The sequence below is a fragment of the Leptospira licerasiae serovar Varillal str. VAR 010 genome, from assembly GCF_000244755.1.
In the GTDB taxonomy this organism is placed as follows: domain Bacteria; phylum Spirochaetota; class Leptospiria; order Leptospirales; family Leptospiraceae; genus Leptospira_B; species Leptospira_B licerasiae.
On sequence record NZ_AHOO02000005.1, the window covers coordinates 842,912 to 861,743 of the forward strand.

General features: G+C 40.4%; 20 protein-coding genes and 1 riboswitch. Of the genes, 8 read left to right on the forward strand and 12 right to left on the reverse strand.

Going from position 1 to position 18,832, the window contains the following annotated elements:
• The first annotated feature begins 64 nt into the window (after positions 1–64).
• A complete protein-coding gene (locus LEP1GSC185_RS04365) occupies positions 65–2,020 on the forward strand; it encodes a methyl-accepting chemotaxis protein (protein ID WP_010513900.1) in 1,956 nt (651 codons plus the stop codon).
• Here LEP1GSC185_RS04365 and LEP1GSC185_RS04370 read toward each other — a convergent pair whose 3' ends face one another.
• Entirely contained in the window at positions 2,021–2,962 is a 942-nt protein-coding gene (locus LEP1GSC185_RS04370) for a cation diffusion facilitator family transporter (protein WP_008594350.1), read from the reverse strand. It lies immediately after the preceding gene.
• 94 nt (positions 2,963–3,056) lie between these two features.
• Here LEP1GSC185_RS04370 and LEP1GSC185_RS04375 point away from each other — a divergent pair, with 94 nt between their 5' ends.
• The 3 genes from LEP1GSC185_RS04375 to LEP1GSC185_RS04385 all read left to right on the forward strand — a co-directional run bounded on the left by LEP1GSC185_RS04375 (position 3,057) and on the right by LEP1GSC185_RS04385 (position 5,969).
• Positions 3,057–3,668, forward strand: a complete 612-nt coding sequence (locus LEP1GSC185_RS04375) for a uracil-DNA glycosylase (protein WP_008594800.1) — start codon at positions 3,057–3,059, stop codon at positions 3,666–3,668.
• Between the two features lie 147 nt (positions 3,669–3,815).
• Complete coding sequence (locus tag LEP1GSC185_RS04380) at positions 3,816–4,772, forward strand: YjgN family protein (RefSeq protein WP_008593727.1); 957 nt, start codon at positions 3,816–3,818, stop codon at positions 4,770–4,772.
• Positions 4,773–4,793: 21 nt separating this feature from the next.
• Positions 4,794–5,969 carry a M48 family metallopeptidase gene (locus LEP1GSC185_RS04385; RefSeq protein ID WP_008594468.1) on the forward strand — a complete coding sequence of 392 codons (1,176 nt, stop codon included), beginning with the start codon at positions 4,794–4,796 and terminating at the stop codon, positions 5,967–5,969.
• A gap of 16 nt (positions 5,970–5,985) precedes the next feature.
• Here the strand turns inward: LEP1GSC185_RS04385 and LEP1GSC185_RS04390 are convergent, their stop codons facing one another.
• From LEP1GSC185_RS04390 to LEP1GSC185_RS04400, 3 genes are all read right to left on the reverse strand, one after another.
• On the reverse strand, positions 5,986–6,912 hold the full coding sequence (locus LEP1GSC185_RS04390) for a hypothetical protein (protein WP_008595852.1): 927 nt from the start codon (positions 6,910–6,912) through the stop codon (positions 5,986–5,988).
• Between the two features lie 14 nt (positions 6,913–6,926).
• Complete coding sequence (locus LEP1GSC185_RS04395; RefSeq protein WP_008593896.1) at positions 6,927–7,991, reverse strand: alpha/beta fold hydrolase; 1,065 nt, start codon at positions 7,989–7,991, stop codon at positions 6,927–6,929.
• Between the two features lie 78 nt (positions 7,992–8,069).
• Positions 8,070–8,774 carry a fatty acid desaturase CarF family protein gene (locus tag LEP1GSC185_RS04400; RefSeq protein ID WP_010513893.1) on the reverse strand — a complete coding sequence of 235 codons (705 nt, stop codon included), beginning with the start codon at positions 8,772–8,774 and terminating at the stop codon, positions 8,070–8,072.
• 104 nt (positions 8,775–8,878) lie between these two features.
• On the opposite strand from LEP1GSC185_RS04400, the gene LEP1GSC185_RS04405 reads away from it, so the two are divergent.
• Positions 8,879–11,260, forward strand: a complete 2,382-nt coding sequence (locus LEP1GSC185_RS04405; RefSeq protein ID WP_008594004.1) for a PAS domain-containing sensor histidine kinase — start codon at positions 8,879–8,881, stop codon at positions 11,258–11,260.
• On the opposite strand, the gene msrA is transcribed toward LEP1GSC185_RS04405, so the two are convergent.
• Positions 11,254–11,784, reverse strand: a complete 531-nt coding sequence (msrA, locus tag LEP1GSC185_RS04410) for a peptide-methionine (S)-S-oxide reductase MsrA (protein ID WP_008595071.1) — start codon at positions 11,782–11,784, stop codon at positions 11,254–11,256. The genes LEP1GSC185_RS04405 and msrA overlap by 7 nt on opposite strands.
• Before the next feature lie 119 nt (positions 11,785–11,903).
• Here msrA and LEP1GSC185_RS04415 point away from each other — a divergent pair, with 119 nt between their 5' ends.
• Positions 11,904–12,341, forward strand: a complete 438-nt coding sequence (locus LEP1GSC185_RS04415) for a DUF1564 family protein (protein WP_008595710.1) — start codon at positions 11,904–11,906, stop codon at positions 12,339–12,341.
• An 8-nt stretch (positions 12,342–12,349) separates the two neighbouring features.
• Here the strand turns inward: LEP1GSC185_RS04415 and LEP1GSC185_RS04420 are convergent, their stop codons facing one another.
• From LEP1GSC185_RS04420 to ppnP, 7 genes are all read right to left on the reverse strand, one after another.
• On the reverse strand, positions 12,350–12,775 hold the full coding sequence (locus LEP1GSC185_RS04420; protein ID WP_008595783.1) for a cyclic nucleotide-binding domain-containing protein: 426 nt from the start codon (positions 12,773–12,775) through the stop codon (positions 12,350–12,352).
• A 1-nt stretch (position 12,776) separates the two neighbouring features.
• Positions 12,777–13,313 (reverse strand): Crp/Fnr family transcriptional regulator, encoded by a 537-nt coding sequence (locus tag LEP1GSC185_RS04425; protein WP_008594728.1) that lies wholly within the window; start codon positions 13,311–13,313, stop codon positions 12,777–12,779.
• Positions 13,314–13,413: 100 nt separating this feature from the next.
• Complete coding sequence (locus tag LEP1GSC185_RS04430; protein ID WP_008594804.1) at positions 13,414–13,938, reverse strand: transient-receptor-potential channel family protein; 525 nt, start codon at positions 13,936–13,938, stop codon at positions 13,414–13,416.
• A gap of 107 nt (positions 13,939–14,045) precedes the next feature.
• Positions 14,046–14,477 (reverse strand): LIC_13387 family protein, encoded by a 432-nt coding sequence (locus tag LEP1GSC185_RS04435; RefSeq protein ID WP_008593862.1) that lies wholly within the window; start codon positions 14,475–14,477, stop codon positions 14,046–14,048.
• Between the two features lie 61 nt (positions 14,478–14,538).
• The gene (locus LEP1GSC185_RS04440; RefSeq protein ID WP_008595357.1) at positions 14,539–15,246 is read right to left on the reverse strand and encodes a universal stress protein; all 708 of its coding nucleotides are present in this window, start codon (positions 15,244–15,246) and stop codon (positions 14,539–14,541) included.
• Positions 15,247–15,337: 91 nt separating this feature from the next.
• Positions 15,338–15,465, reverse strand: a riboswitch (cyclic di-AMP (ydaO/yuaA leader).
• Positions 15,466–15,558: 93 nt separating this feature from the next.
• Positions 15,559–16,260 (reverse strand): TMEM175 family protein, encoded by a 702-nt coding sequence (locus tag LEP1GSC185_RS04445; protein WP_008594255.1) that lies wholly within the window; start codon positions 16,258–16,260, stop codon positions 15,559–15,561.
• 29 nt (positions 16,261–16,289) lie between these two features.
• Positions 16,290–16,604 carry a pyrimidine/purine nucleoside phosphorylase gene (ppnP, locus tag LEP1GSC185_RS04450; protein WP_008595637.1) on the reverse strand — a complete coding sequence of 105 codons (315 nt, stop codon included), beginning with the start codon at positions 16,602–16,604 and terminating at the stop codon, positions 16,290–16,292.
• Between the two features lie 595 nt (positions 16,605–17,199).
• Here ppnP and hrcA point away from each other — a divergent pair.
• Together hrcA and grpE are read left to right on the forward strand one after the other, a co-directional pair.
• On the forward strand, positions 17,200–18,228 hold the full coding sequence (gene hrcA / locus LEP1GSC185_RS04460) for a heat-inducible transcriptional repressor HrcA (protein ID WP_008595457.1): 1,029 nt from the start codon (positions 17,200–17,202) through the stop codon (positions 18,226–18,228).
• 30 nt (positions 18,229–18,258) lie between these two features.
• Entirely contained in the window at positions 18,259–18,813 is a 555-nt protein-coding gene (gene grpE, locus LEP1GSC185_RS04465; RefSeq protein WP_008594274.1) for a nucleotide exchange factor GrpE, read from the forward strand.
• Positions 18,814–18,832 lie beyond the last annotated feature (19 nt).

An 18,832-nucleotide genomic window follows, 5' to 3' on the forward strand; every position in this document is an offset into this window, starting at 1 on the left:
TTTAGATCTTTTGTCTCGTCATAAATTATCCAAAAGAGTTACGGGAAATTATTCGGCGGGTAAAATGAAAAATTGGAAAATTTGGCAAAAGATATTATTTTTATCCGCTTTCCTTTCCCTACCGTATCCTTTCGTACTCTATTTTTTGATTTCGGAGCAAAATATTCGAATCGAGTTCGCTGAAAAGGAACTCTCGGGAGTTCACTTATTAAGAAGCGTAATGTATCTTTGGAAAGATCAAAAAACCGATTGGCCCACTAAGATAAAAATTTTCGATCAAGAGAATGAAAAATCGGATTTGCAAGAAGGACTTGTTTCGACTTGGGAAGCATCTAAAAGAGAATTTTCCAAAGGAATCTCTTCCGAACGACAAACAACAATACTTTTAGAACTGAATAACCGTATCGGCGATATTTCGAATCTCATCTTAGATCCGGATCTGGATACGTACTACCTTATGGATATCGTGCTAATTCGTATTCCAATGTTTCATAAATTGTTGGGAGAAATAGAGAGTTTGAATCTTCTCCAGCAAGAAACAAAACTTGAAAGTATCCAAGCCCGCCTTATCGCAAAATCAGGATTGTTGACAGAAACGATTTCCGGAATGGATAGAGGACTTTCGGTGATACTCGAAAAAAGTCCGGAATACGGAGAACATCTCCAGGTTCCTTATTCAAAATTTAAATCCGGCGTGGAGAGTTTAAACGGGTTGATATCCGATACAAACGGTTCAAAGGATTATCGTGGTCGTATGTCGGAAGAATTATTAAAAAATTCTTTAAATACCGAAGCCCTATATAGTGCTGCCTCCGCATCTCTCGAAGCAGGTTTGATAAAAAGAATAAACGGGTTGAAGATACGCAATTATTCCATACTCGGATTCATCTTCATTTTGCTTTCAATTCCTGCCATCGGACTTGCGATTACACTATTTAAAGTTTCTTCTCAGATCGGAAATGTCGTAAAAAGAATGGAAGGTATTGCGATCGGAAAGGGAGATCTTACACAACGTTTGGATGAGAATGCGGGTGCGGAATTCGGAGAAATAGCGATCGGTTTTAACACTTTTGTCGAAAGAATTCGTCTGATCTTATCCGATGTGATCCAAGTGACGGAAGGACTAAAGGAAATTGCCGACCTGAATATGTCCGTATCCTATTCCTTGGAAAAGACATCCACTGATAATTTTTCCTCTATCCAAGAACTAAGTGCAACGACGGAAGAAATTGCATCTTCCTCCGAATTTGTCACAAGTACCGTTGAAGAAGAGATCGAAAGTTTATCTTTTCTAACTGAGAAAGCAGGAGAGCTTTCCAATCTGATCGAAAAGATATCCAGCGGAATCCAATTGGTCAAAACTACGACGGAAAGCATGAAACAAGTCGCAAATGAAAGTGAATCCGATTTGAGTTCTCTAGTAAAAACTATAGACGGTATTTCCGAGAGTTCTGACAAAATCGGCAAAATTGTAGATATTATAAATGAAATCGCCGAAAAAGTCGAGTTACTTGCTATCAATGCATCGATTGAGTCCGCTCGCGCTGGAGAAGCTGGAAGAGGATTTGCAGTAGTAGCCTCCGAAATTACAAAATTAGCGGAACAAACTTCTCAGAGTATATTAGAAATAAGAAAAATAGTTACGAATAACTCGGAAGAGGCAAGAGCAGGAAAGGTCGCGGTTGATACTTCCGTAAATTCTTGGCGGAAGATCACCTCCGGAGTTGATTCGATCTTTTTGGGATTGAATGAAATGATTCTTCTACTTCCCGAAGAAATGAAAATTAAGGATAAATTGGAATCCTCCATCGTGGGTATCAAAGAAAAGTCTATGTCCATTAGCGCTAGCACGAGTGAACAAAAGAGCGCATTGCAGGAAATAGCGTCCAAAGTTTATCGGATTAACGATTCGATCGAAGAGTCGAACGGATCGGCAAAATCATTGAAAGTTCGTGCATCCGAGATGAATTCGCAAACAAATAAACTTAGAGAGTTAGTGGATTCATTTCGAATCCAATAATCAACATTCTTGATAAGGACATTCCGCGCCGGCCGGCTCTACTTCCACGGTTGCATGAGGGATATCGAATTCTTTGGTGATATTGCGGATCTTTTCTTTTAGTTTTTGGGCCTGTGCAATAGAAGTTTCCTGAACACCGACATGGAGAGTAAGAACATGATAATCTCCGTCCATGGACCAAAGATGAAGATCATGAACCGAACGAACTCCTTTCAATTGCAATATCCGGTTTTCTAATTCTTTTGTATCGATCCCTTCGGGGGAAGATTGTAAATGTAACAGAAGTATCTTTCTCAAATTACGGAATGATTGGATCCCGACCCAAAGAGAGATCGCGATAGATAAAATAGGATCCACCCAAGACCAACCGAATAGGATCAAAGCGATACTTCCGAAAAATACCGCAACCCATCCTAATACATCTTCCAGAAGATGAAGGAATGCCGTCTTTGCATTCAGGCCGGAACTATTCTTTAATTTGAATAATGCCGCTCCGTTTACGATCACACCTAATATGGAGAGTCCTAACATTCCCCATCCGTTTGGAGAGCCTGGCTCTTTTAATTTGGAAATCGCAAAAAATAAGATACCGAATGAACCTAAAAATAGAACGAAAGAATTTACTAATGCAGCGGAAAGGCTGAGTCTTCTGTAACCGAATGTGAAAGTTTGGTTCCTCGGTTTTGAGGCGATCTTTTGGAAGATCCAAGCAAGAGCTAAAAACCCGCTGTCACCTAGATCATGAAGGGAATCGGAAAGAATTGCCAAACTATTAAAAAAATACCCGCCTACAAATTCGATGCCTGCAAATCCGAAATTTAACAAAAACGCAAATAAGAATGCACGGGAGTTTTCAGGTTTAGAACTAGAATGAGGATCTCCCGAATGAGAATGCGAGTGTCCATGATGATGATCATCGTGAGAATGATGATGCCCGTGCATGGATCTAGGATAAAGAACATATCAAAATTCTTCCAGCCACTTTTTTAGAAATTGGTTGCAGGATAACGGGTTCTCTTTATCGATAAGAGCAGGTATGAGTGAAACTTCTAAAGAACAAGAGCTCGCGATCATCGCAAGAGAAGTGGCTCCTTGCGTTCGATGTAAATTGAGTACGACTCGGACCCAAACCGTTTTCGGAGAAGGGAATCCGAATGCAGAAGTAATGTTCATTGGAGAAGGGCCGGGCAAACAAGAGGATCTGACAGGTAGGCCCTTCGTAGGAAAGGCAGGAGAATTACTAACTAGAATTATAGAAAGAGGGATGGGTGTTCCGAGAGATAGCGTTTACATTGCGAATATTACCAAGTGTAGACCTACTGTGGATCTAAAATTCGAAAAAGACAGACCTCCCGAAGAAGACGAGGTAATCGCATGTTCTCCTTTTTTACTCAGACAAATTTCTATTATACAACCTAAAGTGATTATTACTTTGGGAAATCCTTCCACAAGATTTATTCTGAGAACAAAAGAAGGGATCACCAAACTGCGGGGAAATTGGGGAGATTTCCATGGAATTCCCGTTATGCCGACCTATCATCCTAGCTACGTAATTCGTAACGGCGGAGAGAACAGCCCTTTAAAAAGAGACGTCTGGGAAGATATAAAAAAAGTCTTGGACCGACTGGATTGGAAACGTCCGGGATAGTATAGATAGATCCGATCCCGAAGTAAAAAGGGATCTGCAGTAAATTTGTTTCTTGCAGATGGGAAAACTAGGATCTAATCTGACCCTCTATTTACGATCGGTGTATCCGGCTGATCTTCGAATAGGGAACTCTTTCAGGAGAATCGAATGGAAAATTCAACGACTCGCGCCAAGTTTGACGGGGCCGGATGGGACCTATTTAAATTATATCTTTTTAATGCTTTAGCTACAATCAGTACTTTAGGCATTTATTCCTTTTGGGCAAGAGTTAGGGTCGAAAGATACTTAAGACAACACACTAGTTTTTTAGGACAAAGATTCGATTTCCATGCTACCGGTATGGAAAGGTTTTTAGGATTTTTAAAAGCGGCTCCGATCGCGATCATATTATTCTGCGCGATTAAATTCCCTTTACAATGGTGGGTTTTTTCCGCTGAGTTGGAACCTCTCTCAAACGTAATTCCGATCTTTCTTTTATTATATATCTTAGGACCTTTTATCTTTGTAGGAAGATTAAGATACCATTTAAGTAGGACATCCTACAATAATATCAGATTCCATTTTGCCGGAAGAGTTCTAGAGCTAGTCAAAATTTTCTTGGTAGGACTTCCGCTAACGATCATCACATTAGGATTTTATTCTCCTTGGTTCACGATCCGTCTGAAAAGATTCCAAATTGAGAATACATATTACGGGAATGCAGGATTCAAATTTGACGGAACTGGGGGAGCCTTGTTCTGGATCCATATGAAAGGTTTCCTACTTCTTATACCTACATTAGGTTTTTATGCTTCTTGGTGGCAGGCGAATGTTTATAACTATTTTTGGAATCAAACCACCGTTAACGGGATCAGATTTAAGTCCAATTTAAAGGGAGAAGATATATTGGTTTATACCATTCTCTCCTATATGGCGATCTTGTTCTCTCTCGGTTTGGCATTTCCTTGGATCGCGGTAATTTGGTATAAATTATTCTACGAAGCGATTTCTATGGAGGTGGAACCGGATTTGAGCCAGATCCAGCCTGAGTTTGACAAAGGAGCCTCCGCATTGGCAGAAGGATTCGAAAGCTCGTTAGAAGCTCTTGCGGACATATTCGATTAATTTCAGTCCAATAAAATACGCATGGAAGATAAACTATACGATGGAAAAACCGCTATTCCTTTTGAAGGGAATCTGGTCGCAGAGAAAGACAGATTGGTCTTTCTTTCGGACCAGAAGTCCTTTAGTTTTCAATATTCTGATATTTTAAACCTAGATCCGGTAGGCCGAGAATTCAGAATAGAGATCCGGAATCCGGAGAATCCTAAGTATAGTTTTGTCGTGGTATTCTATTCAAAGGAAAGTTATGGTTCTATCCAAGCAGGAAGAAGGTCCCAAAATAAATTTCCCCTTTTGAACGTATGGCAGAATGCACACTTTGCTCTTAAGCTTGGAGCATTGGTACTGACCGCATTTTTAGCTTTTTCAGTCTATAACGCTGGACTATCCTACGCTTACTTCTTTGTTCCTACTAGTTACGACAAAAAACAATCGGAGGTAATGTCAGGATGGGTCCGGGATTATTTTTCCGAATGTTCTTCTCCGGCTTTAAAATCCACCATGAAGAAGATCAGCAAAAAGCTGAAGGATCCGGAAGATCCTTTCGATTACGATATTATCGTGATTGATGACGAGGTTTTTAATGCCTTTGCTATGCCCGGCGGGACCATTGTAGTTTTCACGGAATTATTAAAAAAGACCGAAACTCCGGAAGAACTTGCGGGAGTATTGGCTCATGAGATGGCCCATATACATAAAAGACACGGGGTTCGCAGACAAATACGTTCCGCTGGAAATGTTGTTTTATTATCTTTAGGAATAGGTTCCGGTTTTGAAGGAGTGGACATGTTGGAAAACATGGATTCTCTTTACGAGGTATTGAGCGTTACAATCTACGATCAAAAATTCTCCAGAGAGTATGAATCCGAAGCGGATGAGATCGCTTTGGAAAAATTAAAAAAATCGAATCTAACCGGAGAAGGTTTCCTAAACTTTTTTAAAAGGATCCAAGAAGAATACGAGGTTCCTCAAGTAGGAGAGGGCGAAGACGCTGCAAGTGAAAACGAAGTCAAGATCCCCGATTTCTTAAGTTCTCATCCTGCCACAGAGGACAGGATCGAATATGTGAAGAATATCATCTCTCATCCGGAATATCCTAAAGGAAAATTAGGGATTTCTAGCAAAGAATGGAATCGTGTTAGGGAACTTTGTTCTCCGGTTAAACCTAGAAAAGAATTCAAGAATCCTTTGGGTCTGTAAACACGGAGCCGCTCCGTTACTCTCCTTTCTTCTTAGCTAGCCAGTCTGCGATTTTCTGATAAATATCCGAAGGAGCGGACTCGTGCGCGAACAGTGAAAGGTGATCGTAATCTATCTTTCCACCATTGTCTCGCCCTGCTTCAAAGAATTGAGTGAATCCTCTTTTTCTACGATATACTGGGTGTATGGATTCGGAAGTTGCGATATTGTCTAACTTGCCTGCAACGAATAATGTCGGAAAATCCATTAACTCGAAGTCCGCCCAAACTTTTGGATTCTCTTCCAATGAAGGAAGATAGTTCCATAATGTTTGGTAAAGGTATAAGGTGGTCGGATTGTCTTCGTCCAATGAAATAAATTTAGAACAGAAACTATCCTTGTTCTTACAAGAATTGGAAAGGTCGGTCCCGAATCGTTTTTCTTTTTTCATATCGTCTATGAAACTATCGTTGTATTTATAATCCATTCCTGTTCCTAAAAAGAAAACCTTAGAGATCGCAGGATCTTTTTTGGATCGGATATAATGAAGAATTGCCTGTCCTCCGACTGAGACTCCGCCTAAAATATAATCTTTACGATTGCTTAAGCCTTGTACCTGAGAGACTGCCTGAGGGATCAGTTTTTCTCCCACTTCTTTCAGATCTAATCCAGGATATACTTCGAAATGTAAAAGGAAAACGGAGAACCCATTTCCGCTTAACACTCCGATCAGTCCATTATAGTCTCCCAGATATAAAGACTTTTTATTCACGAGGATTGGATCCAAAAGTAGAACAGGTGGATAATCGGAGCTGTGCTTTAAAAAGTTTGTGAGATATACGTTAGACGCAATGTTTGCGGTCTGATTTTTAAAAGTTTCTTCCGTGATCACTGCATATCTAGTGCAGTTTAAAAACGGTAGAATGGAAAATAAGAAGAATATGATTTTATTTTTGAATTTCATTTTATGATCCGGAATTAATTTCTTTTGTTTAACCAGTTTATGATCGTCGGAAACACTTCATCATCCGCTTTCTTACCTACTACTAAGTCGGTATGACCGTAGTCTTCGGAAAAACCTTTTCCTTTAGATAATACGAATAATGTTTTATCCGTAGAACCTAACTGGTCGTATACGTACCTGAGAGAATATGCAAATCCAAGTTTGTCCCTTCTGCCAGCGACCAATAGTACTGGGATCTTAATATTACCGAAAGCTTGCGAATAGATGAGCTTGCCGTCCTCGGAACGAAATTGACCCGTTTCCACGATCTTGTCCATCTGTCTTGCTTCTCGTTTTGAAACCGTTGCAATGGAATCAGTAAAGATCCCGGAAACGATTTTAGGATCTATATTGGGTGCGTGCCAAAAAACTTCTTCGAAACTTCTTTTAGGAAAGATCGGAAGTCCTGTTCCTCCTCTGATCCCGGACCAGGTTTCCGTAGGAACTGCGGGCCAAAGATTCATAGCCCATGTAAAGCTAGACCATAATTTTAAAGCGTCTGATGGAGGATCCATGATCGCAGGAGAACCGATTGCTACGAAGTTTGCTACTCTGTTCTCTCCTAAGCTTCCAAGCCTTGCGTATTGGAGCATTCCTCCCATACTATGTCCGATCCAGTTCACTTTTTCTTTGCCGGTGTTTTTTAGAACATATTGGATTGCGGCGTCCGCATCTTGTTTTATATAGTCATCGATAGAATAATCAAAAGTTTTATCTCCCCAGAATAAAGAAGGGGATCCTGCTTCTTGTTTTCCTCTCAACTCCAAAAGCCAAACATCATAACCTTCTTTTTGAAGATGTGCCACTATGGACGACTTTTCGTTTATCTTAAGATAGATACGATTCGCTATGAATCCGTGACAAAGTATCACAGGATATTTTTTATTAGCGCTTCCTTGCAAAGGAGGAAAATGTTCTAGGGTCAGGTCCCAACCGTCGGAGGTTTTAGGGTGAAGGATCTCTCCTTTTAACGCGATATTCGCGGAACAAGAAACGATTAGCGGTACGCATACGAAGAATGCGAAAAGAAAACGAAGCATACCCGCGATCCTCCTCTTTGCCGAAATGGAATCAAGGAAAATTCAAAATCAAATTTGAAGTAAAGAACGATGTTCGTATTAATCGAAGCGGAATAGATTTAGAAAGGAGTTCACCGACTTCTTAACAGTTGGAAAGAATCGGATCTTATGAAGTAGCGGATTCCACCAACCTGTGGTAATACAAAAATAAGTGTCGTATGGAGCCGTATGATGTATTTTATGATGCTCAGGAGAAAGTATCCAACGCTTTTTTTGCATATATTTAATCAGCTTATTCGGCTCGTCTTGATGGGCCCATTTATGGATCTGGTTGGTGAAGAAGATCCCGATCAGAACAAGTATCCAAAATGTTCTGCCCCAAGGAAAGTTCCCGCTCTCCAAAGGTGCAAAAAAACAATACAAAAGAATAGGAAAAGAGACTAGGCAATTATTTCCGTTAGTTTCCACAAAATCGTGTCGAGTAATCCCTTTGGGGTCTACGTGGTGATCTCTAAAGGGAAAAATAAAAGCAGGCCCGATATAAGGTGTGAATTCGTTTCCGAAACTATCTCCCAAAAAATGAACAAAGCCGGAAAGAAAGTCCGCAGTAATATAAGCTAAGAATAAGAGAACTACAAGTTTGGACAAAAAGATCCAAGGCGCATCGTGTAGAATCGACTGAGACAACTTTCCGAACTCATACAGACATAGTCCGGAAAAAACTAAGAATAAAATGATACTTAGAACTTCCACAAGTCTGTGGATCTTAAAAGGAGAAGGAAATAAAATTTTTAGGAAGTTCATAGTTCTCAATTACACATTGCCAGCCGATTTGCAAAAGTTTTTTTTAAATCCCGCTTTTCAATCTCGCATAAGAAATTCTAATTTGAAAGTTCACAGCATTAAGTATGATTTTACGACGTCTTAAACGAGCTATTTATCCTCCGCTATCCGCCGATCCTGAAAAAGACGTTTCGATCAAACTTCTTTACGGTCTGATGTATGTCACCTTTGCAGTTGCCGTATTATATAGGATCATTCATCCGCTCATTTCGGAAAAACCTAAAAATGTCTATTACTCCTTCTATCTCATTCCGACTGCAGTGATCCTGTGCCACCTTCTTGCTAAATCGGGAAGGGTAAAATTAGGCGCAAATATCATGATCTTCTTACAATGGTTGGCCCTTTGTATAGTGTCTATGAGAGAAGGCGGAGTATACGCCACATCGTTTTCTCAGTTCATGATCATAATAGTTCTCTCTTCTTTGATCTTGGGACAAAGTGGGGCATTATTCTACGCACTTCTTTCTTTTTTCACAGGGCTCTTGAGTATTTACTTAAAATCCAAGGGAATGATACCGGCTCCGAATTATCCTTCGGGCGAATGGTCCGTATTCATCGGAAATTCAGTGGGATTCTTTATGTCCTGGGTCCTAATGAAATTCGGTTTATCAGGATTATCTAAAATAAGGGAGGAATTATCCAGGGCACAGATCGATGCTAAGTTAGGAGGGATCACTCTTAATTTGGAGACTAAGGAAGTAACCTTGTCTAAAGAATACCGCATCATGTTGGGAGATAAAACTGCCAAAGAATCTATGACGATGCTTATGGACCAATTTTTGGAAAAATATATAGAAGGAGAAGATAAACAAAGAATACCGGCTATCCTAATGGAAGGAGCAAAAAATTTCAGCGACCCTTCTTATTCCACCGAATTTATTTTTAGAGCCAAGGGAGATGATGGAAAAACCAGATATATTTTAGCCAAAGGAAAATATAAAGATTCCATAATGGGTTATGGAACCGGTCAAGATATTACCGAAAAACATATAGCAGGCGAGGAAATTAAAGCTAGTCAGGAATTATTCTCCAAAGTATTCAAATTAAGTCCATACGCCACTTCAATCTCCAATTTCGACGATGGAAAATATGTGGATATCAACGACGGTTTTACCGAATTGTTAGGCTTCACAAGAGAAGATGCGATCGGCCGTACTAGCATCGAGTTGGGTATATGGTTGAGTTCTTCCGAAAGAGATTATTTTAAGGAAAAGATCAAGAGGGACGGATTTTTATATAATGAAGAAGTTACGTTCAGAGCCAAGGATGGACGTCTGATCCAAGTAGAATTCTCTACTAGATTCACTGTGATCGACGGAGAAACCCGTATGATCAATATGGTAAAAGACGTTTCTTCTAAAAAAGAAGCGGAAGAATTGAGGATCTTGAATAACGAGATCTCCGCTCAGAATGAATTGATCGCAAAACAAAAAGCGGAATTGGAATCCACACTGGAGTATCTTCAAAAGACCCAAAACCAACTCATACTTTCCGAAAAGATGGCCTCCTTAGGACAACTAGTTGCAGGGATAGCGCACGAGATCAATAATCCGATCGGTGTGATCCGAGCCGCGAATGAATCCGTCAAAAACCATTTTGATCGAGTCTTAGATAGAATGCAGGAAGCAGCTTCCGTTTTGGAAAATCTTGGCAATGAAGCAAAGATCGAATTCCAAACCTTATTAAATAAGGGAAGAGCCTACCAAGAAATTATCCCTCCAAAGGAAGTAAGAGCTAAAACGAAAATTTTAGAATCTAGATTGAAAGAGCTTGGAATTTCAGAAGCTAGAAATCTCGCAGAAGGATTAATAGAAGCTGGATTAGAAGCGGCTTTGGAAGATTTTCCAAAACTATTTATCGGTGAAAAAACCCAACAAGTTATCCAATACGCTTTGGACGAGATCCAAGCGAGCAGAAGTTCCAAATTAGTGGATATGTCTGTAGATAGGACTTCTAAGATCGTATACGCGCTTAAAAACTTTTCCCACTTCAGTAATGGTGGGCCGAAAGCTCCGGTGGATATCAGGGAAAGTATCGATACTGTACTCACCATTTATCAAAACCAATTGAAGTCAGGAATCGAGATCATAAAAGAATATGACGCGGAAATTCCAGTCGTCCAAGGATATTCGGACGATCTGTTGCATGTATGGACCAACTTGATCTACAATGCGGCACAGGCGATGGCCTTCAAAGGAATTCTAAAAATTAATGTAGGCAACAGAGAAAGAGATAAGATCTGCATTGAAATTTCGGATAGCGGGCCTGGGATTCCAGAGACGATCCAAGAAAGAATTTTCGAACCGTTCTTTACCACAAAGGCTCCTGGAGAAGGCTCAGGATTGGGATTGGACATAGTGAAACGTATCGTGGAAAACCACGGTGGATCTATCGGGTTCGAAACTTCTCCTAAAGGAACTGCATTCTTAGTGGTCCTGCCTCAGTGAGTTTTCTTTTTCAGGAATTTTTCTATCTTAGGACGGATCACATAATGACAGTAAGGCTGTGCAGGATTTAATCTAAAATAATTTTGGTGATAGTTTTCTGCGGGAAAAAATTTCTCTAAGGCTACGATCTCTGTCACGATCGGAGCAGCAAATTTAGGACCTGCTTCCGATCTGGAAGCTTCTGCAATTTCCTTTTGAGTTAGGTTTTCGTATAAGATAATACTTCTATACTGAGGCCCTTCGTCGTTTCCTTGTTTGTTCCTTGTAGTAGGATCGTGTGCTTCCCAAAAAATTTCTAAAATGTTTTTGTAAGATATCTTACTAGGATCGAATCCTAATCTGATCACTTCTGCATGACCTGTTAGCCCAGTGCAGATCGATTTATAATTTGGCGCAGGATCATGGCCCCCCGCATAGCCGGATACAATGGACTCTACTCCATCCACCAATTGATAGATCGCTTCGACGCACCAAAAACAGCCTCCACCTAAAACTGCATATTCCAGATCTTTTTGTTCCGACATTCTTATCCTCCTCTCTTATTAGATTTGATTCCGGTCGGAAAGTCCGATCACGGAAACATTTTTCCGAATTTCTATCGAAAAAACGTAAGCGCCAAGCTGGACCCAAGACAGGGGCGAGTATGAAGTTCAAATTAATATTAAACCCCAAACCCATCAAAAGTAAATCTTGGAAGGCAAAGTCTCCCCGAGAATCTATGCCGGTCTGCACTCTGATCCTACCGGAAAAATTGTATAAAAATTATCTGAAGAATTGGAACGGATCCAGGCCAGGAGCAACCTGCTTAAAGGATTTATTGGAACTTTACGGACCAGATCTGCAGTTCCAAGAAAAACTAAATCCGGATTCCGCGCTGATGATGTATCAAAAAAAGGAAGAAGGCAGGCAGAAGGATTGGAGTCGCTTAAATTTTAGGCCTGATCTGGAAGATTGGAATCATTTAGGGAACTATGCGAGAAAACACGGAGTTTCCAAGTGCTACTTGTTTACTTTTTTGTTAAATAGATATTTTTCCGATGCTCCTTCTCCGGAGGTTTCTAAAAAGAAGAAGGTAGCCTGACCGGAAATTTATTCTCTACTGCGGGTCGGATGGACTGTCTGTCCTGAACTTAATTTTGCGATCTCGTCTTCTACCGAAACCAATCTTTGGATTGTCGTATTAAGAAGGATCGAAAAAAATTTAGGATTTGTCTGTCCGATCCTATAGAACATTTCCTGATCCAAGATTCCTATTTTTGCTTTTTCAGTGATCACTCTTGCTGTCGCCGCTCTCGGCACATTATTGATCAACGCGATCTCTCCAAAAAAGGATCCAGGTTCCAAATTTCGGATCACCCTTTCTTCTCCATCATACGACTTTCTGATCTCCAGAGTGCCCGTAAATACAAAGTACATCATTCCGTTGGAAGGATCTTTTTCTTTAAAAACTTCTTCTCCGGCTAGATAGGTCTTAACGGATACGTTATTGATGAATTCTAGAATATTAATTCCCATCTTATGATTCCTTGTTTAGTGCCGCTTCCGCGGGAGTTTCTTCTTGGGTTGTTTCCGAGTTTGAAGCTTCAGGAGTTTCCGAAACGTTCTTTTCGTTCTGAGAGACGGAAGTTTCCATTGTTTTGGATTCTTCTTTTTTATGGATCTCCGTATAAAGAGCTTCCAGTTTCATCTCCGCTCGATTCAGTTTTTCGAAAGTGTTTTTGAGAAGTAAGAGTAGGAATTGCGGACTTGTTTTTTCCAGTTTTTCGAAAACTCCCTTGTTCAGAACGCCAACCTTTGCGGAAGGAGAAAGAACTTGGACCGACATTGCTCTAGCTCTTCCAGAAATCAAAGCAAGCTCCCCGAAAAATTCTCCGGGAAAAACTTCCTTTATGGATTTGTCGCCTATTTCCGGCCGGTTCTTGCTAACCTTTAAATGCCCTTGGAAAAGGAAATACATGTTTCCGTCGGAATCTTCGCCTTCTTTGAATATGAAGGAATCTTTGGGATAAACTTTTGTAAAAACGCTATGAACGAAGTCCAGAATGGTCGGCATTTTATGTAAGACGGGAAAAAACCTGCAGATCCAAACCGGATCCGAAATTTTTCAAAATTCGTTTTAAATGAGCCGTTCTAAAACGCTGTTCGACCGGATTTTAATCGAATCCGTCCAAACTAGCAAGTGTCAGAAAAGAGAGCATAAAACTTATATAAACTATAATTTGAAATACTGCCGCGAAGATGAGATAAACTGCTCTGAACTTTAATCCGATCGTTTTAGTTAGAAAATTTTCCCAGGTGGCTACGATTACTATCGGAAATGCCATGAGAAGTTCAGGTGTTTCGACCTCCGTCTTAAACAAACTCCCTAACTTTGAGCCGATTAGAAATAATATAAGACTTACGACACTGAATAATAAAGCTTTAAGACTTCCTAAACCTTCCTGGGATCGCGAAAACTTTTCCAAAAAAAGATTCCGGAAAGATGCCAGGCCTGCATTATATAAAATTAATACGGTAAATACCAACCAAATTAATCCTGCAATTTCAGTATTCGTAGCAGATTCTTGGCTTCGCTCCATAGGAGAAGAGTAAGTCATTACAAAAATGAATATCGATATTGCGGATAGTACGGATAGAATAAAAAGAATTAGAACAGGATTTAAAATTTTGGACTTCAATTGCGCCTTCCGATTTCGGAAAGGATCTAACGCTCTATATTTCAGGCAAGGAAAAGATATTGTTAGAAAGAAAGATCACCTATTTTCAGTAAGGTGATCTTATTCGTTTATGACTTTTTACTAAGCTGAACTTGAGCGCCAATAATAGCTAGTGCGGCGAACAAACAAGTTAACGCAGGCAAAGGAAAGAAGTATGAGAAATCAATCCCTGTAAATGCCAATAAGCAGAACAGTATCGGATAAAGGACTTTTATAACTTCTTTAGGATTGGATGCGGTCAAACCGCTTAAGATCCAGAGTAAAGCTGCAAATGTGAGTAACGCAATCGATAGATTGACACCCATGCCGAAATAAAAATCGTCATAGGTATGGGCGGAATCTTCTCCGAACATCGGGACTTTTACTTCCGACATGGTCTGTAATAATTCCTTTGCCCTGTCTTGGGTGACATTTTTTCTAGAGGCCATTCCGAAAGAATGACCTAAAACATGAAATAGAAGTAAAAAGACCGCGATTCTTAATAGGATTTTGGCCGACATATTCTCTCCGAGAGTTGGAATCTTTTTAGATCTTACCTGAATATAAACTTTGGCTCGATTTTCAATTCCCTTTTCTTAGTATCAGAAAGGAGAGTCCTTTTCTATCCAGTAAAACCGAGTGAAATGATTTATACGTATTATAATCCAAAATCGCCAGGTTCTTGGTTTGATCTGCAGCTGCGTTCAAAGAAAAAGGGATCCATGGTTTAAATTGGCCGGTTTGTGCCAGTCCGAACTCTGACTGATTGACTCCTGAAAGAACAGGGATCGATTTTTCTATAAAAGTAGAAAGACCGGTCGAGAATGGAAAAAGAGGAGCGGAATCCAAACCAGGGGAATAAATAATCGGTTCGATCGGAGCGACTAATCCGTTATCCGCGAGAACTGCGATATCTAGATCGGATAAATGTCTGAGCACATCTCCCACTTTTCCTCCTAATAGATCGTCGGAGAATAAAGAACGTGCAGCGCCTAATAATAGTAAATCGATCTCTTTACTCTTTGCGATCTCTACGATCCCCGGGACGATCCAGTCGGAAGGAAATCCCACTGTCTCAAAGCTAAATTCGGAACCGGCAGCTTCTTCTCTAACTGCTTGGAAAATTTCATCTTCTTCTAATATTGGGAATCCTTCCGATTTGGATTCCACTGAAACGACGTGTAACGCGACTATGGAAAGATTCTCTTTGGATTTGGAGAATAGGGCCCTTGTTAGCCCGAAAAGTTTTGCTCCCATCTTGGGGTTGGCAAATGAAATTAGAACTTTCATTTTCGCCTCCTAGGTTATAATTTCCCCGGAACTATTTCACTAGATGAAAAATCCCGAGGTCAGAATGAGCCGGGAAGATTGGAAGGAACTCCTGTCTTCTCTCCATGCTTACGAAGTTAGCTGACGGGCTAGGAAAGAGAGATTTCCCCCGTGAGAACGGTTAGCCCCAAAATTTGGGTCCTCCGCTCCGACTTCTGTCGGATTAAGCAGACTCTACATGAAGTGTAGCTAGAAAAAGGAATTTGTCAAGTAGTAGATAAACTGTTTAATAACGGCTTCAAGAAAGGGAAAACAAATGGTTTCAGGTCTATTTTAGGCTAGTTTTCTTTTCCGGAATAACCAAGTGGTCGGGACCAAATACATCAGGATCAATATTACAAATCCTGCTATGCTTAACCATACGTTTATAAAGGCAAGAATCGTTACGAAAGAGTAAATATAGGGACCTTTTATAAAATGTTTGGAGATCATTTCAATTTCTGCAAGATCTGCTTCAGGGTTTCTTAGATATTCTTTTTTAACTCCGTATCTCCAGACTAGATTGAAAGGAATCCCTCCCAAAGCCACCCAGCCTCCATAGATCAAAGCTGCAATTTTGGAATTCTCATTGTCTAAAAGAATATATTCCCCCAACATTTCGGAACAAAAAGGAATAATGATTATATTCAACAAAAGTAAATTGTTTAGGATTGTTAAGTTATGATCCACATACTTTACATATCTGAAAATCGTATGGTGATTGGTCCAAACAACCGTGATGATCATAAAGCTGATCAAAAAACTCAGATAAGCGGGCCAAGCTTCTCCTAAGGCAACCAGTAGATTTTTGGATCCGATCTGCTCAGGAGTAGGGATCTTTATTTCAAGCGCCATTAGAGTTAACGCGATGGAAAAGATTGCATCACTATATGCAACAGTCCGTCCAGATTCTGTCAAAACGGGAGTAGGTTGCGAAGTTGTAATAGTCTCGATTTGCTTTTTCGGTCTAGTCTTTTTGGCGGCCATCTTTTTCATAAAAGTCGGGTTTCCCCGACTTTACTAGATTATTTAATATAAGAACAGCAATAGTCGCTGAGCTTTTTGACGTTTAGTTTAAATTTGGAATTGGCAGGAACCTCAAAAGATTGTCCACCTTTGATTTCCTTCCACTCCGGATTTCCAGGGAGCTGGACCAAAAGATCTCCGTCTAAAATTTCCATAATTTCTTTATCGTCTGTTCCGAACTCGTATTCGCCGGGCATTAGGATACCTAAAGTCTTTTTTTCTCCATTGGAGAATAGCACGGTTCTGCTGGTGACTTTTCCGTCAAAATAAACGTTCGCTTTTTTAATTACTGTTACATTCTCGAATTGTTGCATTTTATAGAATCAAGCTCCGAAGCTAAAAATTTAGTACGAAGGTTAGAGTGATACCAAATAATTTCTTATTTGGAAGTCAGCCAACGCATTCCTTCTTTTCTGGATGGAGTATTGATCAAGTCGATGTTACCGGCTTTCATCTACTTAGTATCTATCGAAAGTTTCGAAAGTACTGACTGAGGGATCACTATTGCGATCTTTTTTAAAGGAGAAGCCATTGCTTTCCGGAACCAGGTTTCGTTTACCCAAGTTTGGGCTTCCGCAGAATCTCCTGCTCTTGCAGCTGCGATGGACGCGGGAACTTCTTACGTTGCTGCAGATTGGGATTGAATATTAGATCAGAAGTCCAAAACAACACTTCTCATTTCTCCCTAATCTTGCGGACCTTCTTCTTTCATTTTGAGAGAAATCGGCCGGAAGTTTTTCTACTTGGCGGACGTTAAATTGTTCCTTAAGGGATATTTTTTGAATATTTTTTCTGTCAGTTGGGCAAGGAGACTGCTTAAAATCCAAAATTCTTGACTTTTTTAGAATCTTAAGGAAACTTGAGAGATAGTTTGGCACTCTAACATGCAGAGTGCCAATAAGAATAGATATGGAACTATCCCAAAGACATAGGATGATCCTGAAGGCCACTGTGGACGAGTTTATCCAAGAGAACCGTCCGGTTGGCTCTAAAACCTTATTCGACAAACATGATATTGGTTTGTCCCCGGCCTCTATCCGCACCGTTCTTAAGGAGCTGGAAGAGATGGGGTATCTTGCTTCTCGCCACACTTCGGGGGGAAGGATCCCTACGGAGATAGGTTACCGATTCTATGTGGATTCGTTGGTGGTACTTTATGAGTTAACCATTAAGGAAAAACAGAGGATCCAAGAAGAATACCTAAAAATGCAGTTCAAGCTGGATCAGATCCTGAAGGCGACTGCGAGCGTTCTGGCAAGTCTTTCAAATTCCGCGGGAGTAGTCTTAGGGCCGGCCAAAAGTTTGGACACTCTAAAACATGTGGAATTGATCCATGTTCATGGGGACGAGGTCTTGATGATCATGGTAATGCGCTCCGGAGCAGTACTGAATCGGAACGTATTTTTGGATCGAAATTATAGCCAAGAAGAGTTGTATCAGATCTCAAAGTATCTGAACGATAACGCGAAAGGTTACGATATGTTCGAGATACAGGAAAAGGTAATACCTTCTCTCTTGTTGAGAAAAGATGGACCATTAGATTTTTATAAAGTGTCCGGAGTGATCTCCGCCGCTATGACACCGGATAATTCCGAGGTGTCTTTGTATATCGACGGTCTCAAGAACTTATACGGAAGATTTAAGGACGAAGAGGAAAAGCTCAACCAGGTTCTCTCCCTGCTGGATGACAAACGATTCCTTACCGGAATGTTCGGAGATTATTCCGAACATGATGGAGTGTATACCGTCATAGGAAAGGATGGGGACGGAAGAATGGGCGGAGTAAGTATCATTACTTCCGGATATAGAATGGGAGAAAAAAGGATAGGCGCTATGGGAATCATAGGTCCTCAGCGGATGGATTATCATAGAGCTCTTCCACTTGTGGATTTTACTTCGAAACTAGTTTCGGAGATGATAACGCGCATTAGTAAGTAGTAACGAACCATGCAAGGAAATGATAGAGAGATGAGTCAAGAAGAAGCGGTCGCAACGCCGACCGGAGAAAATTCGGATGATTCCCAAAAACCGGAAAGCGTAGAGGAAACTTTACGTAAGGAATTAGAGGCTGCGAAAAAAGAGATCGAGTCCTTAAAAGATTCTTGGACTAGGGAAAGAGCTGAATTCCAAAATTATAAGAGAAGATCTGCACAAGAATTTTCTCATATTAAGAGAGAAGCTGTTAAGTCTCTAGTAACGGAGTTTTTAAACCCTATCGATAATTTGGACCGCGTAGGTTCGGGAGTCAACGTAACGGAAGAACTAAAACCTTTCGTAGACGGTGTGACAATGATCCTAAAGGAATTTTATTCCGTGTTGGAGAAGTCGAATGTATTCAGACAATATCCTCAGGGAGAAGCTTTCGATCCGACTTTAATGGAAGCATTGTCCTCCGAAGAAGGGGAGCAATACAAAGAAGAGACTGTGATCGAAGTCTATCAGGCAGGATTCTATATTAAGGAAAATGAAGATAAGTTCTCCTTAAGACCTGCAAGGGTAAGGATCGGAAAACCCAAAGCTTAATGCTTTGGGACTTAGGTGC

Coding starts and splice junctions, on each gene's coding strand:
- LEP1GSC185_RS04415 (WP_008595710.1), top strand. CDS start 11,904: ATGAAGTTCAAATTAATATTAAACCCCAAACCCATCAAAAGTAAATCT.
- LEP1GSC185_RS04385 (WP_008594468.1), top strand. CDS start 4,794: ATGGAAGATAAACTATACGATGGAAAAACCGCTATTCCTTTTGAAGGG.
- LEP1GSC185_RS04420 (WP_008595783.1), bottom strand. CDS start 12,775: ATGGGAATTAATATTCTAGAATTCATCAATAACGTATCCGTTAAGACC.
- LEP1GSC185_RS04425 (WP_008594728.1), bottom strand. CDS start 13,313: ATGCCGACCATTCTGGACTTCGTTCATAGCGTTTTTACAAAAGTTTAT.
- grpE (WP_008594274.1), top strand. CDS start 18,259: ATGAGTCAAGAAGAAGCGGTCGCAACGCCGACCGGAGAAAATTCGGAT.
- LEP1GSC185_RS04370 (WP_008594350.1), bottom strand. CDS start 2,962: ATGCACGGGCATCATCATTCTCACGATGATCATCATCATGGACACTCG.
- LEP1GSC185_RS04375 (WP_008594800.1), top strand. CDS start 3,057: ATGAGTGAAACTTCTAAAGAACAAGAGCTCGCGATCATCGCAAGAGAA.
- ppnP (WP_008595637.1), bottom strand. CDS start 16,604: ATGCAACAATTCGAGAATGTAACAGTAATTAAAAAAGCGAACGTTTAT.
- hrcA (WP_008595457.1), top strand. CDS start 17,200: ATGGAACTATCCCAAAGACATAGGATGATCCTGAAGGCCACTGTGGAC.
- LEP1GSC185_RS04435 (WP_008593862.1), bottom strand. CDS start 14,477: ATGTCGGCCAAAATCCTATTAAGAATCGCGGTCTTTTTACTTCTATTT.
- LEP1GSC185_RS04400 (WP_010513893.1), bottom strand. CDS start 8,774: ATGAACTTCCTAAAAATTTTATTTCCTTCTCCTTTTAAGATCCACAGA.
- LEP1GSC185_RS04390 (WP_008595852.1), bottom strand. CDS start 6,912: ATGAAATTCAAAAATAAAATCATATTCTTCTTATTTTCCATTCTACCG.
- LEP1GSC185_RS04440 (WP_008595357.1), bottom strand. CDS start 15,246: ATGAAAGTTCTAATTTCATTTGCCAACCCCAAGATGGGAGCAAAACTT.
- msrA (WP_008595071.1), bottom strand. CDS start 11,784: ATGTCGGAACAAAAAGATCTGGAATATGCAGTTTTAGGTGGAGGCTGT.
- LEP1GSC185_RS04365 (WP_010513900.1), top strand. CDS start 65: ATGAAAAATTGGAAAATTTGGCAAAAGATATTATTTTTATCCGCTTTC.
- LEP1GSC185_RS04405 (WP_008594004.1), top strand. CDS start 8,879: ATGATTTTACGACGTCTTAAACGAGCTATTTATCCTCCGCTATCCGCC.
- LEP1GSC185_RS04445 (WP_008594255.1), bottom strand. CDS start 16,260: ATGAAAAAGATGGCCGCCAAAAAGACTAGACCGAAAAAGCAAATCGAG.
- LEP1GSC185_RS04380 (WP_008593727.1), top strand. CDS start 3,816: ATGGAAAATTCAACGACTCGCGCCAAGTTTGACGGGGCCGGATGGGAC.
- LEP1GSC185_RS04395 (WP_008593896.1), bottom strand. CDS start 7,991: ATGCTTCGTTTTCTTTTCGCATTCTTCGTATGCGTACCGCTAATCGTT.